Source organism: Streptomyces sp. Q6 (genome assembly GCF_036967205.1).
Lineage (GTDB): Bacteria > Actinomycetota > Actinomycetes > Streptomycetales > Streptomycetaceae > Streptomyces > Streptomyces citrinus.
Genome location: NZ_CP146022.1, coordinates 6,783,559 through 6,800,025, shown reverse-complemented (window position 1 = coordinate 6,800,025; position 16,467 = coordinate 6,783,559). Strand labels below are relative to the sequence as shown.

Genomic DNA, 16,467 nt, shown 5'->3' with positions numbered 1-16,467 from the left:
GCCGCGTACAGGGAGCGTCAAGGTCCGGCGCGCCGCTGGTCATCGGCCACCGTCCGTACGACGCTGGCGCACACAGGCACCACGGATCCGAGGAGTTGAAGTGCGCGCACGTGACCTCGCGGTCGAGTACGAGACGGTGGGTGTCGCCGACGACGCCACCGACGCCGCCCGGCTGATGGCCGAGCGCCGCCTTCCGGGGCTGCTCGTCCTGGGCGCGGACGGCACCCCCGCGGCGGTCCTGCCCGCGTCGCAGCTGGTGAAGGTGATCGTTCCGGCGTACGTCCTGGAGGATCCGACGCTCGCCGCGGTCGTCGACGAGAAGCACGCCGACCGGCTGTGCCAGGCCCTCAAGGGGCGCACGGTCGGCGACTGCCTCCCGTCGAAACCGGCGCCCCCGCCGGTGGCCGCGCCCGACGACACCGCCCTGGAGGTGGCCGCGCTGATGGCGCAGGTGCGCAGCCCGCTCGTCGCGGTGACCGAGCGCGGCCGGGACGGCGGCCGGCTGCTCGGGGTGATCACCGCGTCGCACCTGCTCCAGGAGCTGCTCGGCGTCGGGGACGCGCCCTGAGCACGTCCGCGCCGACGGGTCAGAGAGTGCCGAGTCCGCCGCTCACCACGTAACTGCACTGCGTGTACGAGTATCCGGGCTGGATGCTGCCGCCCGCGGCCCTGCTGCGGGCCGTGGCCGCCGAACCGCCCGGCTTGTGCAGGAAGTGGTACGTGCCCGCGGGCAGCCGCAGCGTCTTCTTCGGGTAGGACGTGCCGCTCGCCTGGCACGCCTTGCTGCGGCCCGCCGCCTCGCTCCCGTACGTCCGGCACGAGGCGCAGCCGCCGATGGTGATCCGGCCGGTGACGGGTCCGGTGTAGAGGACCTCGACGGGGTCGGGCCCGTCGTTGCTGATGACCAGCCGCATCCGGGAGCCGCCGGGCGACCCCTTGGGCGGCAAGTGCGCGCCCGCGGCGGGGCGTTGCTCGGCGATCTCGGCGGCGATGGCGACCTGCCGGGCGCGGGCGCGGCGGCTGTCGCTCTTGTACGTGCTCGCGAAGTCGGCCAGGGTCTTGCGGGCCTCGGCGAACTTCTTGTCGTCGAACTGGTCCATCCCGCAGGCGTAGGCGCCGTTCTCGACGGCTCCGGCGACGTCGTCGCGCAGATGGCCCGGCGCGGGGTCGGGCAGGGCCTTCGCGGTGTCGCCGATGCTGCGCAACTCGTCGGTGGCGCGGCAGGGTTCGGCGCCCTTGAGGTCGGCGGCGCGGGCGTCGACGGCGGCGCGCACGGCGGGCTCCACCTTCGCGGCCTGCGCCGACTTCGGGAACGTCCGCAGGAGTCGGCCGAGTTCGCCGCCCTCGCCGTCGCCCTGCGCGGTGCCGAGCCTGCCGGTGCCGCAGGTGAGGAGGGACTCGGCCAGGGGCTTGTCGGGCCAGGTCCGCAGGGTGCCGAGGACGTCCGGGTCGATGCTCCTGGGGACGTCGCGCAGGTACTCCAGGGGGGCGACGGCGGCGCAGTGGTCGTCCTCGCGGTACGGGGCGGCGACCGCCTTGTAGTACGCGTCGAGGCTGTCGTGCACGCGGTGCGCGGCCTTCGAGTCCGGGTGGTCCTCGGTGAGCGCCCGGTAGCGGGCCAGGGCCTTGCGGTAGGTGGGGCGGGCCTGGGCGAAGTCCTGGCCGTCGGCCTTCTTCACCAGGTCGTCGGTGGCGGCGAGCCGGTCGAGGAGCATCTCCTCCACGGCGTCGTCGCGCAGCCGGTCGTACCCGACCGCTCCCCCGACCGGCACGACGAGCAGGGCCAGCGCGGCCACGACGGCGACAACGGGCTTGACCGTCACGGCGGTCGCGGGGGCGCGCAGCCCGCGCCGGGCGCCGTCGAGGGCCGCGACGAGCAGCAGGGCGAGGTAGCCGAGGACGGCCCATCCGGGGACGCCGTCGGGGTCGGCGGGCAGGGCCACGACGATCAGGACGACCGTCGCGGCGACGCAGAGCGCGGCGAGCACCCACCGGCGCAGGAACAGGTACCCCAGGCCCAGGCCGCTGAGGTTGAGCAGCCCGGCCGCGACGGCGCGGGCCGGCTCCGCGGGGCCGGGCGGCGGTGCGGCGGGCGCGGGCGGGCCGTACGCGGGGCCCGGCGGCGGGCCGGGAGGCATGGGCGGGACGTGGCCGCCGCCGGGCGGTGGACCGTAGGGCTGCCCCGGCCCGTACGCGGGACCCGGGGCCGGACCGGACGGCGGCATCGGCGGTGGGCCTGCTGGAGGCGTCGAGGGGCGACCTGGCATCGGCGGCCGGTCGGACGGCGGCATCGGCGGTGGCGGGCCGAAGCCGCCGCCTCCTGTCTCGCCCCCTGCCCCACTCCCGTCACCGCGACTGTCGGACGCGTCCCCCGGCCACCTCATAGCGGTCCCCCAACCGTCAGGTGTCACACCCAGGTTGACACGATCCGGGTCGATGCGGGCTGCTGTCAATCGGTCACACCGCGCCAACTCCCTTTACGTTCCGAAGCCTTGACGCCCTCCCCGCACCCCCTTTAACTCAACACTTGAATTAAGACACACCGCGCACACCGCACACACCGCAACGATCACGGCGCACCACCAACACCCGTATCGGGACCATCGGGAGGGAATCTTGCGTCACTCCACACGCACGCCGGGATCGGGCCGAAGACGACGGGCCGCCCTGCTCGCCGTCTCCGCGCTCGCCGCCGGTCTGCTGCCCCTGACCACCGCGGGTCCGGCCGCGGCCGCCGACCCGGCACCCGTCGCCGTCGACCGGTTCGAGGGCGAGGTGCCGTTCGCCTCGCAGCCCGCCGAGGGCCTGTTCACCTGGGGCAGCGACGCCGACGACCCGCCGAAGCTGGAGCTGAGGGAACGCGCGGACGCGCCGGAGGGCGCCAAGGTCCTCGAAGGCGCGTACGACATCAGCGGCTACGGCGGTTTCACGCACGACTACGCCGCCGATCAGCCGGCCCACGACTGGTCGGCGCACCGGGGCATCCGCTTCTGGTGGGACGGCGACGGCTCCGGCCGGAAGATCGCCTTCGAGCTCAAGGACGGCGGCGCGCACGGCGAGGCGTCCGAACTGTGGACCACCTCGTTCACGGACGACTTCACCGGCTGGAAGCAGGTCGAACTGCCGTTCACGCAGTTCGCGTACCGCACCGACTACCAGCCGGTCGGCGGCATCGACCATGTCCTCGGCCTCGACCGGATGTGGGGCTACGCGCTCACGCTGCCCGTCGGCACGAAGAGCCGATTCGCCCTGGACCACGTCGAGTTGTACGGCAAGGCGGACCAGTCGCTGCGCGCACAGGTGGCGACGGACGCGGCCGTGTACCCGGTGAAGGAGGGCGGCTCCGCGCGGGTGAGGCTGTCCGTGACGACCACGGGCAACGTGCCGATCGCCGACGACGTCACCGTCGAGTACGCCACCGAAGGCGGCACGGCGACGAGCGGCAAGGACTACACCCCCGTCACCGGCGAGGTGACCTTCCCGGCGGGCACCGCGTCCGGCGCGGCGAAGTCGGTCACCGTCACGACCTCCCGGGACGGCGACCAGGCGGAGAACGCCGAGACGATCCCGCTGAAGCTCACCGTGACCGGCGCCAAGGCTCCCGCCGAGACCCCGCAGGTCGTCATCGACGCGCACGGGCTGCCGTACCTCGACAAGAAGCTCCCGGTGCGCAAGCGCGTCGCCGACCTGGTCTCCCGCATGTCGCTCGCCGAGAAGGCCGGGCAGATGACGCAGGCCGAGCGGGGTGCCGTCGGCACCGGGGGCGACGTCGCCGCGTACGACCTGGGTTCGCTGCTCTCCGGCGGCGGTTCGACGCCGACGCCCAACACCGCCGAGGCCTGGGCCGCGATGGTCAACGGCTTCCAACTGCGGACGCGGGCGACCCGGTTCCAGATCCCGCTGATCTACGGCGTGGACGCGGTGCACGGCCACAACAACCTGGCCGGCGCGACGGTCATGCCGCACAACATCGGCATCGGCGCGACCCGTGACCCCCGGCTCGCCGAGAAGACCGGCGCCGTCACGGCGTCCGAGGTGCGCGCCACCGGCGTCCCGTGGGACTTCGCCCCCTGCCTGTGCGTGACGCGCGACGAGCGCTGGGGCCGGTCGTACGAGTCGTTCGGCGAGGACCCGGCACTCGTCGAGTCCATGGAGACCATGATCCAGGGCTTCCAGGGCCGCGCGGACGGCGGTGACCTCGACCGCGGCGACAAGGTGCTCGCCACCGCCAAGCACTACGTCGGCGACGGCGGCACCACCTACGGCTCCTCCACCACCGGCACGTACACCATCGACCAGGGCGTCACGACGGTCACCCGGCAGGAGCTCGACGCGGTGCACCTCGCGCCGTTCGGCGAGGCGGTGCGGCGCGGTGTGGGCACGGTCATGCCGTCGTACTCCTCGCTCGACATCGTCGGCGACGACCAGGGCCCCGTGAAGATGCACGCCAACGGAGCCATGATCAATGGGGAGTTGAAGGGAAAGCTCGGCTTCGACGGATTCGTGATCAGCGACTGGGACGGCATCAACCAGATCCCGGGCGACTACGCGAGCGATGTCCGTACGTCCGTCACCGCGGGTGTCGACATGGTCATGGCCCCGTACGCGTACAAGGAGTTCCGCGACGATCTGGTCGCCGAGGTGACGGCGGGACGGGTCACACAGCGGCGCGTCGACGACGCGGTCTCCCGCATCCTCACCCAGAAGTTCCGGCTGGGGCTCTTCGAAAAGCCGTACGCCGACACGTCGAGGATCGACGACATCGGCGGGGCCGCGCACCGCGCGGTGGCCCGGCAGGCGGCGGCCGAGTCGCAGGTGCTGCTCAAGAACGACGGCGGCGTACTGCCCCTGAAGACGTCGCAGAAGGTGTACGTCGCCGGGTCGAACGCCGACGACCTCGGCAACCAGACGGGCGGCTGGACCATCACCTGGCAGGGCCAGTCCGGCACGCACACCGACGGCACGACGATTCTCCAGGCCATGAAGAAGGCGGCCCCGGACGCGACCGTCGCGTACTCGAAGGACGCCTCGGCGCCGACGGCCGGGTACGACGTGGGCGTGGTCGTCGTCGGCGAGACCCCGTACGCGGAGGGCATCGGCGACGTCGGCAACGGCAACGACCTGGAGCTGACGGCCGCCGACCAGGCCGCCGTGGACCGGGTCTGCGGCGCGATGAAGTGCGTGGTCCTCATGGTCTCCGGCCGGCCGCAGCTGATCGGCGACCGGCTCGGGGCCATCGACGGCCTCGTCGCCTCCTGGCTGCCCGGCACCGAGGGCGACGGCGTCGCCGACGTGCTGTACGGGAAGCGGCCGTTCACCGGTCAACTCCCCGTCACCTGGCCGAAGTCGCAGGCCCAGTTGCCGATCAACGTGGGCGACGCGGCGTACGACCCGCAGTTCCCGTACGGCTACGGGCTCACCACGCTGACGAAGACGCCGGGCGGCGGCGCGCACACGCTCACGGCACTCGCGGCGGCGGCGCGCCACGCGCACGACGCCACGGCGGGACGCGCGCTGGTCGGCACGGCGCGGCTGATCGTCCAGGAGAAGGCGGGCGGCACGGTGACCCCGGGGTGGGCGAAGCCGTTCGCGACCGCCGACCACCTCGCCCTGACCGGGGACTACGCGGGGGCGATCGCGCAGCTGATCACGGCCTACAAGGAGGCATGACGCAGCACGCTTGGAAGCGTGCCTGACAGAGAAATAGCAGTTCAGACGGCTATACACCCCGCGTATACGCCGTATGTATAGTGACGGCATGCCTGTCACGCCTGTGAAGATGACGAAAATACGGAGAGGGTTCCGCGCGGTCGCCGTTCTCGCGACCGCCGGAGCCCTCTCCCTCGGCCTGAGCGCCTGTACGCAGTACGACACGACGAAGCCGAGCAGGGCCCGCAAGGTCTCCGCCGCCGACGCCACGTCCGGTGGCGGTGCCCGCACGGCGAGCGCGTTCGGCACGGTCGACTGCCGCAGGGCCAAGTGCGTCGCGCTCACCTTCGACGCGGGCCCGAGCGAGAACAGCCCCCGGCTGCTCGACATCCTGAAGGACAAGAAGGTCCCCGCGACGTTCTTCCTGCTCGGCAAGAACCACATCGCCAAGCACCCGGACCTGGTGAAGCGGATGGCGCGCGAGGGGCACGAGCTCGCCAGTCACACCTGGGACCACAAGATCCTGACCGACGTCGACGACGACACGATCCGGGCCGAGTTCAAGCGCACCGACGACGCGGTGGAGCGGCTGACGGGCAAGCGCCCGACGCTGATGCGTCCGCCGCAGGGCCGCACGAACGACCATGTGAGCGCACTCGCCAAGGAGGAGGGGCTCGCGCAGATCCTGTGGGACGTGACCTGCAAGGACTACGAGACCACGGACTCGGCCCTGATCCAGAAGCGGGCCGTGACGCAGACCCGGCGGGACAGCATCATCCTGCTGCACGACATCTACCGCGGCACGGTCCCGGCCGTCCCCGGCATCATCGACGCCCTCAAGCAGAAGGGCTACGTGTTCGTGACGGTGCCGCAGCTGCTCGCGCCGGGCACGGCGGAGCCGGGCAAGGTCTACAAGCCCTGAGGTCACCGCACCGGCCCCGACAGGTGGGCCCGCGGGCCGTGGCTCCGACGCACGGTTCGAGATCCGGCTCCTAGAATCGCGCCATGACCGCCCACATCCGGATCATCCGTGACACACCGCTTTCCGCGGCCGAGGCCTGGCAACGGCTCACCGAGTGGGAGCGGCACGGCGACGTCGTCCCGCTCACCCGTGTCACCGTGCCCACGCCGCCGCCGACCGCCGTGGGCACGAGGTTCGTGGCCCGCACCGGGATCGGCCGCCGCCTGGGCTTCGACGACACGATGGAGGTCGTGGAGTGGCAGCCGCCGCACCGCTGCCGGATGGAGAAGCGGGGCACCTTCGTCACGGGCTGGGCCGAGTTCGAGGTGCGGGAGCGCGAGGGCGGCGGAGCGCGCGTGGAGTGGCGGGAGGACATCGGGGTGCGCGGGGTGCCCAAGGCCGCCGATCCGCTGCTCGCGGCCGCGGGGCGCCGGATGTTCGGCCGGGCGATGAACGGGCTGCTGCGCCACGGCGGTTGACCCACGGCCCACCACCGACACACAGGGCACGCTTGCGAACAGTCCGCCTGCTGCCGATGTGCCGGACAACTCCCCATCCGCACGCCCGAGTTGTAACTTGTCCCCTTCCGGTCACCCTCCTCGCACGGAAGTGAGCCGCTCATGGCCATAGCCGTCTACGGCGCCACGGGGCACACGGGGCGCCTCGTCACCGCCGAACTCCTCGCCCGGGGCCAGGACGTGATCCTCGCCGGCCGCGACGAACGGGGGCTGCGCGCGCTGGCCGCCGAACTCGCCGCCCCCGACCGGGTCCACGTCCACGTGGCACCCCTCGACGACAGCGAGGCGCTCCGCCGGCTCGCCCGCGGGGCCGACGCGCTGAACCACTGCGCGGGCCCCTTCACGACCACGGGACCGCCGGTCGCCGCCGCGGCCGCCGAGGCCGGGATCCCGTACGTCGACCACGCCATCGAGCCGCACCCCGTCAAGCACCTCTTCGACGCGTTCCAGGGCACGGCCGAGCGGACCGGCGCCGTCCTGATCCCGCAGATGAGCTTCTACGGGGGCTTCGGCGACCTGCTCGCCGCGGCGGCGGCCGCGGGGCTGCCGGACGTGGAGAAGGTGACCGTCGGCTACGCCGTCACCGGCTGGCGGATGACGCGGGGCGCCGTGAGCACCGCCAACCTGCTCATCGGGGAGATCGACCGGATCTCGTACGCGGACGGGGCCCAGCGGATCGGGCCGGTCGAGGTGCGCAACTCCGTCTTCCCGTTCCCGCCGCCGGTCGGGCCGCGCACCACGATCGTGCCGTTCCCGTCCGGCGAGGTCGTCACCGTGCCCCGGCACGTGCCGACCCGCGCCGTCGAAGTGCAGCTCACCGCCTCGACGTTCGAGGAGGAGCAGATCTTCAGCAGTGTCGACGCGAGCCCGCAGGAGCGGGCCCGCACCGAGTTCACCGTGGCGGTGCAGGTCGTACGGGCCGGGGGCGGCGGCCGCAACGCGCACGTGCGCGGGCGGGACATCTGGCGGGCCGCGGCGGTCGCCTCGGTGGAGGCCGTGCTGCGGCTCACCGGCGGTGAAGGGCCGTGCAAGGCCGGGGTGTTCAGCCCGGCCGAGGCGTTCGAGGCGGCGGGATTCCTGCGGACCCTGGCGGATCAGGGCGTGTTCGAGGCGGCACTCCCCGAGCCCTGATCACCCGGGAGGAGCGGCGGTTCGGCGTACCGCACGAGTTCCAGGGCCTGTTGCGGGAACCAGTCCCCGGCCTTCGGGTCGACCGTGCCCCGCTCCGGGTCCTCGGGGCCCGCCGTCCCGCGCAGGCACAGGCCGTCCGACTCCCCCGGCGTCTTGATCCACAGGCGCGCGTCCTGCAAGGGGTCGCCGGTGCGCAGGGTCGGGCGGGCGCCGAGGCCGCGGTCCGGCGGGTTGCACCAGTCCTGCGGGTCGCTGTACTTGCCGGCCGGCGGGACCCACGGGCCGCGGCCGTTGCGGCTGGAGTCCGTGACGAAGTGCGTCATCCGGGAGGCGGGGACGTGGACGTGGGCGTCGATCCATGCCTGCGTCTCGGCGCGCGGCGCGGACTGGTGCGGGCAGTCGGCGGCGTCGCCGCCCGCGTCGACGTGGGCGATGCACGACGAGATCAGCTTGCCGTACCAGGAGTTGGCGTCGTCTGCGTTGTAGTTCGAGGCGTTGGTGTAGAAGCCGGAGGCCCGCTCGACGCCGCCCTTGATCAGGCGCGGCACGATCGAGCCGACGGCGTGCCAGCCGGGGTGGCCGGTGTCGAGGTAGACGCGGGTGCCGGGCAGCGGCTCCAACCGGTCGACGGCGTAGTTGACCTCGGCGTAGCGGGCGGCGGTCTTCGTGCCCGCGGCGTCGTCCTGCCCGCAGTCGGCGGGCAGCAGGGCCAGCGAGTCGGGTTCGAGGATCACCATCGCGTCGCCGCGCCCGATGCCCCGGGCGACGGCGTCGATCCACGCCTGGTACTCGGCGGTGTTCGCGGCGCCGCCCGCCGAGTAGTTGGCGCAGTCGCGGCCGGGCACATTGTAGAGCGCGAACACGGGGACGGCGTCGTCGCGGCCCGCGTCGCGGACGACGTCCCGGGCCAGCTTCTCGACCTCCGCCGGGCTCTGGTCGCCGAACCACACGGCCTGCGGGGTGGCGACCATGGCGGTGATCCCGGCGGCGTCCCGGTACTGCCCGGCCTTGACGAGGCCGACGACCTGGCGCAGAGCGTCCGGGTTGGGGTCGGGGTGTAGAGGCGGGGCCCGCGGGCGCTCGCGGCCGGGGCGTCGTCGGCGACGGCGGCCGGGGCCCCGCCGAACGACACCGCCAGGGCGACGGCCAGCGCCGCTATGCCGGTGGACGCCCGCCGGGCCGTACGGATGCGGGCGCGTGCACGGGTACGCGTACGGGCACGTCTGAGAGGTCCTCGCACAGTTCACTCCTCGGTCCTTGCGGTCACGGGGACTTGCGGAAGACTTGCGGGAGCGCTCCCACGCCGGACGGGAGCGCTCCCACACGAGAGTCGTGCGCGGGACGCCCCGCGTCAAGGGCGGTGCAGGGGGCGGGTGTTGTGGGGTGGGAGGAGGCGGCGGGGCGCGGCGCGGGATGCGCGAGTACGAAAAGGGGGTGAACTGCCGTTCCGAGCCGGCGTGTCGGGCCGGTCAGCCACCCCCGTGCCCCGCGGGAACTCTCAGGCCACCGACCCGATGCGGCGTGCGGCACCCGGCTCGTGGTGGATCGGGGTGTGGGCGCCGGTGAGGGAGACTCCGGTGCCGCCGCGACGGTTCGCCACGATCTCGGAGGCGATGGACAGGGCCACCTCCTCCGGTGTGCGGGCGCCGAGGTCGAGACCGATCGGGGAGCGCAGACGGGCCAGTTCCAGGTCGGTGACGCCGACGTCGCGGAGCCGGTCGTTGCGGTCGAGGTGGGTGCGGCGGGAACCCATGGCTCCCACGTAGGCGACCGGGAGGCGCAGGGCGTGCTGGAGGAGCGGGACGTCGAACTTGGCGTCGTGGGTGAGGACGCAGAGCACCGTGCGGCCGTCGACCTCCGTGCGCTCCAGGTACCTGTGCGGCCATTCGACGACGATGTCGTCGGCCTCGGGGAAGCGGGCCGGCGTCGCGAAGACCGGGCGGGCGTCGCAGACGGTGACGTGGTACCCGAGGAACTTGCCCATGCGGACGAGCGCGGAGGCGAAGTCGATCGCCCCGAACACGATCATCCGGGGCGCGGGTACGGAGGACTCGATCAGGAGCGTGACCGGCGCTCCGCAGCGTGCGCCCTCCTCCCCCGTCTCCAGGGTGGCGGTGCGTCCCGCGTCGAGATACGCCGCCGCTTCCCGCACCACGGTGCGGTCCAGTTCGGGGTGGGCGCCGAACCCGCCCTCGTACGAACCGTCGGCGCGGACGAGGAGCGCGCGGCCGAGGAGTTCGCGGGGCCCGGACACGACGCGGGCGAGGGCCGCCGCCTCCCCCGAGGAGGCGGCGGACAGCGCCGCGGCGAGCACGTCCCGTACGGCCGGGTCGTCGGCGCGTACCGGGGTGACGAGGATGTCGATGACGCCGCCGCAGGTGAGGCCCACGGCGAAGGCGTCGTCGTCGCTGTACCCGAAGCGCTCGAGGACCGGCTGCCCGTCCTCCAGGGCCTGTCGGCACAGTTCGTAGACCGCGCCCTCCACGCAGCCGCCGGAGACCGAGCCGATCGCGGTGCCCTCGCTGTCGACGGCGAGGGCCGCGCCCGGTTGCCGGGGCGCGCTGCCGCCGACGGCCACCACGGTGGCCACGGCGAAGTCGCGTCCCTGCCCGACCCACCGGTGCAGCTCTTCGGCGATGTCCAGCATGTCTCGGTCTCCTTAGCGGTTGCGTACGGGAGGCGGTGCGGCGTCAGTGGACGCCGAGCCAGCCCTCGATCGGGTTGAGGGCGAAGTACACGAGGAAGATCACCGTCAGGCCCCACATGAAGGCCCCGATCTCCCGGGCGCGGCCCTGGGCGATCTTGATGGCGACCCAGGAGATGACGCCCGCGGCGACACCGGTGGTGATCGTGTACGTGAAGGGCATCAGGACCACGGTCAGGAAGACCGGGATCGCGGTGCCCCGGTCCGCCCAGTCGACGTGCCGGGCGTTCATCATCATCATCGCGCCGATGACGACGAGCGCGGCGGACGCGACCTCCTGCGGGACGATCGCGGTGACCGGCGTGAAGAACAGGCAGGCCGCGAAGAACAGGCCGGTGACGGCGGAGGCGAGGCCCGTGCGGGCGCCCTCCCCGACGCCGGTGGCCGACTCGACGAAGACGGTCTGGCCCGAGCCGCCGGCGACGCCGCCGATCGCGCCGCCCGCGCCGTCGATGAACAGCGCCTTGGACAGGCCCGGCATGCGGCCCTTGTCGTCGGCGAGCTTCGCCTCGGTGCCGACGCCGATGATGGTGGCCATCGCGTCGAAGAAGCCGGCGAGCACCAGAGTGAAGACGATCATGCCGACGGTCATCGCGCCGACCTCGCCCCAGCCGCCGAACTCGACGTCGCCGAAGAGCGAGAAGTCGGGGGACGAGACCGCGCTGCCGTGCAGCTCGGGGGCGCCGTTGGCCCACTGCTTCGGGTCGATGACGTCGAGCGCGTTGAGGATCATCGCGACGATCGTGCCGGTGACGATGCCGATCAGGATCGCGCCGGGGGTGTTGCGCGCCTGGAGCATGAAGATCAGGAGGAGCGTGCCCGCGAAGAGCAGGACGGGCCAGCCGGAGAGTTCGCCGGTGGCGCCGAGGGTGAGCGGGGTGGCCTTGCCGACCTGGACGAAGCCGGACTTGTACAGGCCGATCAGGGCGATGAACAGGCCGATGCCCATGGTGATGCCGTGCTTGAGCGCCAGCGGAATCGCGTTCATGATCATCTCGCGCAGCCCGGTGACGACGAGCAGCATGATCACGACGCCGTACATCACGCACATGCCCATGGCCTGCGGCCAGGTCATCTCGGGGGCGACCTGCGAGGAGATCACTCCGGAGACCGAGAGGCCGGCGGCGAGCGCGAGCGGCACCTTGCCGACGAAGCCCATCAGGAGCGTGGTGAGCGCGGCGGCGAAGGCGGTCGCGGTGATCAGGGCCTTCTGGCCCATGGTGTCGCCCGCGGCGTCCTTGCCGGACAGGATCAGGGGGTTGAGCAGGAGGATGTACGCCATGGCCATGAAGGTCGTGACGCCGCCGCGCACCTCGCGCGCGACGGTGGATCCCCGGTCGGATATGTGGAAGTAGCGGTCGAGCCAGGACCTGCCGGCGGGGACACGCGAGCCGGAGCCCGCGTCCTCGGCGGTGGTCTTCGGCTCCACGGACTGCTGGGTCATGGTGCCTCGTTTCCCAAGGTTCACAGGGACACCCGCCAAATGCCTGACGGCATGCGGGATTTGGGATGGCTGCACGACCCGGGGGACGGCCCGAGGCGTAGAGAGGGTCCGGGGTGCCGGCACGGTGTCCGGCACCCCGTGAGGGGCTAGGCGGAAGCCGTGCCCGTCAGGTGCTCGGGCCGGACCGGAGTCCGGTTGAGCTCGAGACCCGTCGCGTTCCTGATCGCCGCGAGGACGGCCGGGGTGGACGACAGGGTCGGGGCCTCGCCGATGCCGCGCAGCCCGTACGGGGCGTGCTCGTCGGCGAGTTCGAGCACGTCGACCGGGATGGTCGGTGTGTCGAGGATCGTGGGGAGCAGGTAGTCCGTGAAGGAGGGGTTCCTGACCTTCGCCGTCTTCGGGTCGACGACGATCTCCTCCATCACCGCGATGCCCATGCCCTGGAGCGTGCCGCCCTGGATCTGGCCGATCACGGAGAGCGGGTTGAGCGCCTTGCCGACGTCCTGGGCGCAGGCCAGTTCGATGACCTTGACCAGGCCGAGCTCGGTGTCGACCTCGACGACGGCGCGGTGCGCGGCGAACGAGTACTGCACGTGGCCGTTGCCCTGGCCGGTGACCAGGTCGAAGGGGACGGTGGGCCGGTGGCGCCACTCCTCCTCGATCTCGACCGCCTCGTCCTCCAGTACGTCGACGAGGTCGGCGAGGACCTCGCCGCCGTCGGTGACGACCTTGCCGCCCTCCAGGAGGAGTTCGGCGGTGGCCCAGGCCGGGTGGTAGGTGCCCAGCTTGCGGCGCCCGATCTCCAGGACCCGCTCGCGGACCAGCTCGCAGGCGTTCTTGACGGCGCCGCCGGTGACGTACGTCTGACGTGACGCGGACGTCGAACCGGCCGAGCCGACCCGGGTGTCGGCGGGGTGGATGGTCACCTGCGCGACGCCCAGCTCGGTGCGGGCGATCTGCGCGTGGACGGTGATGCCGCCCTGGCCGACCTCCGCCATGGCGGTGTGCACGGTGGCGACGGCCTCGCCGTTGATGACCTCCATGCGCACCTTGGCGGTGGAGTAGTCGTCGAAGCCCTCGGAGAAGCCGACGTTCTTGATGCCGACCGCGTAGCCGACGCCGCGGACGACGCCTTCGCCGTGCGTGGTGTTGGACAGGCCGCCGGGCAGGGCGCGGACGTCGGAGCCCTCGCTGGACTCCCACTGGCGCTCGGGCGGCAGCGGCATCGCCTTGACGCGGCGCAGCAGTTCGGCGACCGGGGCCGGCGAGTCGACCGGCTGCCCGGTCGGCATGATCGTGCCCTGCTCCATGGCGTTGAGCTGACGGAACGCGACCCGGTCCATGCCCACCGCGTCGGCGAGCTTGTCCATCTGGGCCTCGTAGGCGAAGCACGCCTGGACCGCGCCGAAGCCGCGCATGGCGCCGCAGGGCGGGTTGTTCGAGTAGAGCGCGATGGCCTCGATGTCGACGTCGTCGATCACGTACGGGCCGACGCTCAGCGACGAGGCGTTGCCGACGACCGCCGGGGACGCCGACGCGTAGGCACCGCCGTCGAGCACGATCCGGCACTTCATGTGCGTGATCTTGCCGTCCTTGGTCGCCCCGTGCTCGTAGTACAGCTTGGCGGGGTGGCGGTGGACGTGGCCGAAGAAGGACTCGAACCGGTTGTAGACGATCTTGACGGGCTTGCCGGTGCGGAGCGCGAGCAGGCAGGCGTGGATCTGCATCGACAGGTCCTCGCGGCCGCCGAACGCGCCGCCGACGCCGGCCAGCGTCATGCGCACCTTGTCCTCGGGCAGGCCGAGGACCGGGGCGATCTGCTTGAGGTCGGAGTGCAGCCACTGGGTGGCGACGTACAGGTCGACGCCGCCGTCCTCGGACGGCACGGCGAGCCCGGACTCGGGGCCGAGGAAGGCCTGGTCCTGCATGCCGAAGGTGTACTCGCCCTTGACGACGAAGTCGGCGCGCCTGGCCGCCGCGTCGGCGTCGCCGCGCACGATGGGCTGGCGGTGCACGATGTTCGGGTGCGGGACGTGGCCGATGTGGTGGTCGTCGCGGTTCTCGTGGACGAGGATCGCGTCCGGCGCGGTGGCGGAGGCCTCGTCGGTGATGACGGGCAGCTCGCGGTACTCGACCTTGATCTTGGCGGCGGCGCGGCGCGCGGTCTCCGGGTGGTCGGCGGCGACCAGCGCGACGGGCTCGCCGTGGTGGCGGACCTTGCCGGTCGCGAGGACGGGGGTGTCCTGGATCTCCAGACCGTAGTTCTTCACGTCGGTCGGCAGGTCGTCGTGGGTGAGGACCGCGTAGACGCCGGGCGTGGCGAGCGCCTCGCCCGTGTCGATGGAGAGGATCTCGGCGTGCGCGACGGGCGAGCGCAGGATCTGGCCCCACAGCATGTCCTCGTGCCACATGTCGGAGGAGTACGCGAACTCGCCGGTGACCTTGAGGGTGCCGTCGGGGCGGAGCGTGGACTCGCCGATGCCGCCCTTGGTCTGCGACCCCTGGGTGACGTTGGCGGGGATACCCGTGGTGCGTGTGTCGGCCATGACGTCAGGCCCCTTCCGGCGCGGACTGGCGGGCCGCGGCCAGCCGTACCGCGTCCATGATCTTCTCGTAGCCGGTGCAGCGGCACAGGTTGCCCGAGAGCGCCTCGCGGATGTCCGCGTCGGACGGGTTCGGGGTGCGCTCCAGCATCTCGTCGGCGGCGACGAGCAGGCCCGGGGTGCAGAAGCCGCACTGGACGGCGCCCGCGTCGATGAACGCCTGCTGGATGGGGGCGAGTTCGGCGCCCTCGCCGGTCTGCGAGTCGGTGCCCTTGGCGGACCAGCCCTGGGCCTCCTGGAGCGATGTGCCGCTCTCTCCGGCCGTGCCGCACGAACCGGCCGCGCAGGACCGCTTGTTGGCGAAGTCGGCGAGGCCCTCGACGGTGACGACCTCGCGGCCCTCGACCTGACCGGCGGCGACCAGACACGAACACACCGGTACGCCGTCGAGGCGGACGGTGCACGAGCCGCACTCGCCCTGCTCGCACGCGTTCTTCGAGCCGGGCAGGCCCATCCGCTCGCGCAGCACGTACAGCAGGGACTCGCCCTCCCACACGTCGTCGGCTTCCTGCTTGCGGCCGTTGACCGTGAAATTGACGCGCATTACGCGACACTCCCCTTCTCGATGGTCTCGCCGCTTCCGCCGCGGTACGACTCCCAGGCCCAGGTGAGCGTGCGGCGGGCCATGATGCCGACCGCGTGACGCCGGTACGAGGCGGTGCCGCGTACGTCGTCGATCGGGTTGCAGGCGGCGGCGCACAGGTCCGCGAACTGCTTGGCGACCGACGGGGTGATGATCTTGCCGTTGTCCCAGAACCCGCCCTCTTCGAGCGCGGCGTTGAGGAACTGCTCGGCCTCCTTGGCGCGGATCGGCGTGGGCGCGGCGGACCCGATGCCGGTGCGCACGGTCCGCGTCCGCGGGTGCACCGCGAGCCCGAAGGCGCACACGGCGATCACCATGGCGTTGCGGGTACCGACCTTCGAGTACTGCTGCGGTCCGTCGGCCTTGTCGATGTGCACGGCGCGGATCAGCTCGTCGGGGGCGAGCGCGTTGCGCTTCACACCGGTGTAGAACGCGTCGATCGGGATGCGCCGCGAGCCGCGTACGGACTCGACCTCGACCTCGCAGTCGGCGGCGAGCAGCGCGGGGTGGGCGTCTCCGGCCGGCGAGGCGGTGCCGAGGTTGCCCCCGACGCCGCCGCGGTTGCGGATCTGCGGCGAGGCCACGGTGTGCGAGGCGAGCGCGAGGCCCGGCAGCTCGGTCCGCAGATTCTCCATGATCGTGGCGTACGGGACGGAGGCGCCGAGCCGGACGGTCTCCTCGCCCACCTCCCACTCGCTCAGCTCGCTGATGCGGTTGAGGTCCAGGAGGTACTCGGGTCGCCGGTGGTCGAAGTTGATCTCGACCATGACGTCGGTGCCACCCGCGATCGGCACAGCGGTGGGGTGCTCGGCCTTGGCGGCGAGCGCCTCCTCCCAGCTGGCGGGACGAAGGAAGTCCATGAGCGGATCTCTTC

Annotated in this window: 12 protein-coding genes; 5 read left to right on the top strand and 7 right to left on the bottom strand. The window is 72.3% G+C overall.

Annotated elements, in window-relative coordinates; translation table 11 throughout:
• The first annotated feature begins 100 nt into the window (after window positions 1–100).
• Window positions 101–568 carry a CBS domain-containing protein gene (locus V2W30_RS31480; RefSeq protein WP_338701856.1) on the top strand — a complete coding sequence of 156 codons (468 nt, stop codon included), beginning with the start codon at window positions 101–103 and terminating at the stop codon, window positions 566–568.
• Between the two features lie 19 nt (window positions 569–587).
• On the opposite strand, the gene V2W30_RS31475 is transcribed toward V2W30_RS31480, so the two are convergent.
• A complete protein-coding gene (locus V2W30_RS31475) occupies window positions 588–2,138 on the bottom strand; it encodes a hypothetical protein (RefSeq protein WP_338701855.1) in 1,551 nt (516 codons plus the stop codon).
• A 478-nt stretch (window positions 2,139–2,616) separates the two neighbouring features.
• Between V2W30_RS31475 and V2W30_RS31470 the strand changes: the two genes are divergently transcribed.
• From V2W30_RS31470 to V2W30_RS31455, 4 genes are all read left to right on the top strand, one after another.
• Window positions 2,617–5,670, top strand: a complete 3,054-nt coding sequence (locus V2W30_RS31470; protein ID WP_338701854.1) for a glycoside hydrolase family 3 protein — start codon at window positions 2,617–2,619, stop codon at window positions 5,668–5,670.
• Between the two features lie 109 nt (window positions 5,671–5,779).
• Window positions 5,780–6,571, top strand: coding sequence for a polysaccharide deacetylase family protein (locus V2W30_RS31465; protein ID WP_338703836.1), 792 nt, complete (start codon window positions 5,780–5,782; stop codon window positions 6,569–6,571).
• A gap of 83 nt (window positions 6,572–6,654) precedes the next feature.
• Window positions 6,655–7,089 (top strand): SRPBCC family protein, encoded by a 435-nt coding sequence (locus V2W30_RS31460; RefSeq protein WP_338701853.1) that lies wholly within the window; start codon window positions 6,655–6,657, stop codon window positions 7,087–7,089.
• Between the two features lie 141 nt (window positions 7,090–7,230).
• On the top strand, window positions 7,231–8,259 hold the full coding sequence (locus tag V2W30_RS31455; RefSeq protein ID WP_338701851.1) for a saccharopine dehydrogenase NADP-binding domain-containing protein: 1,029 nt from the start codon (window positions 7,231–7,233) through the stop codon (window positions 8,257–8,259).
• On the opposite strand, the gene V2W30_RS31450 is transcribed toward V2W30_RS31455, so the two are convergent.
• The 6 genes from V2W30_RS31450 to V2W30_RS31425 all read right to left on the bottom strand — a co-directional run bounded on the left by V2W30_RS31450 (window position 8,223) and on the right by V2W30_RS31425 (window position 16,453).
• Window positions 8,223–9,230, bottom strand: coding sequence for a glycoside hydrolase family 6 protein (locus tag V2W30_RS31450; protein WP_338701849.1), 1,008 nt, complete (start codon window positions 9,228–9,230; stop codon window positions 8,223–8,225). The genes V2W30_RS31455 and V2W30_RS31450 overlap by 37 nt on opposite strands.
• Window positions 9,231–9,757: 527 nt before the next feature.
• The gene (locus V2W30_RS31445; protein WP_338701847.1) at window positions 9,758–10,906 is read right to left on the bottom strand and encodes an XdhC/CoxI family protein; all 1,149 of its coding nucleotides are present in this window, start codon (window positions 10,904–10,906) and stop codon (window positions 9,758–9,760) included.
• Window positions 10,907–10,949: 43 nt separating this feature from the next.
• Window positions 10,950–12,407 carry an NCS2 family permease gene (locus V2W30_RS31440; protein WP_338701845.1) on the bottom strand — a complete coding sequence of 486 codons (1,458 nt, stop codon included), beginning with the start codon at window positions 12,405–12,407 and terminating at the stop codon, window positions 10,950–10,952.
• 146 nt (window positions 12,408–12,553) lie between these two features.
• On the bottom strand, window positions 12,554–14,953 hold the full coding sequence (locus V2W30_RS31435; RefSeq protein WP_338701843.1) for a xanthine dehydrogenase family protein molybdopterin-binding subunit: 2,400 nt from the start codon (window positions 14,951–14,953) through the stop codon (window positions 12,554–12,556).
• Window positions 14,954–14,957: 4 nt separating this feature from the next.
• Complete coding sequence (locus tag V2W30_RS31430; RefSeq protein WP_338701841.1) at window positions 14,958–15,554, bottom strand: (2Fe-2S)-binding protein; 597 nt, start codon at window positions 15,552–15,554, stop codon at window positions 14,958–14,960.
• Window positions 15,554–16,453, bottom strand: a complete 900-nt coding sequence (locus V2W30_RS31425; RefSeq protein WP_338701839.1) for a xanthine dehydrogenase family protein subunit M — start codon at window positions 16,451–16,453, stop codon at window positions 15,554–15,556. Before V2W30_RS31425 ends, V2W30_RS31430 begins: the two co-directional genes overlap by 1 nt.
• Between the last annotated feature and the right edge of the window lie 14 nt (window positions 16,454–16,467).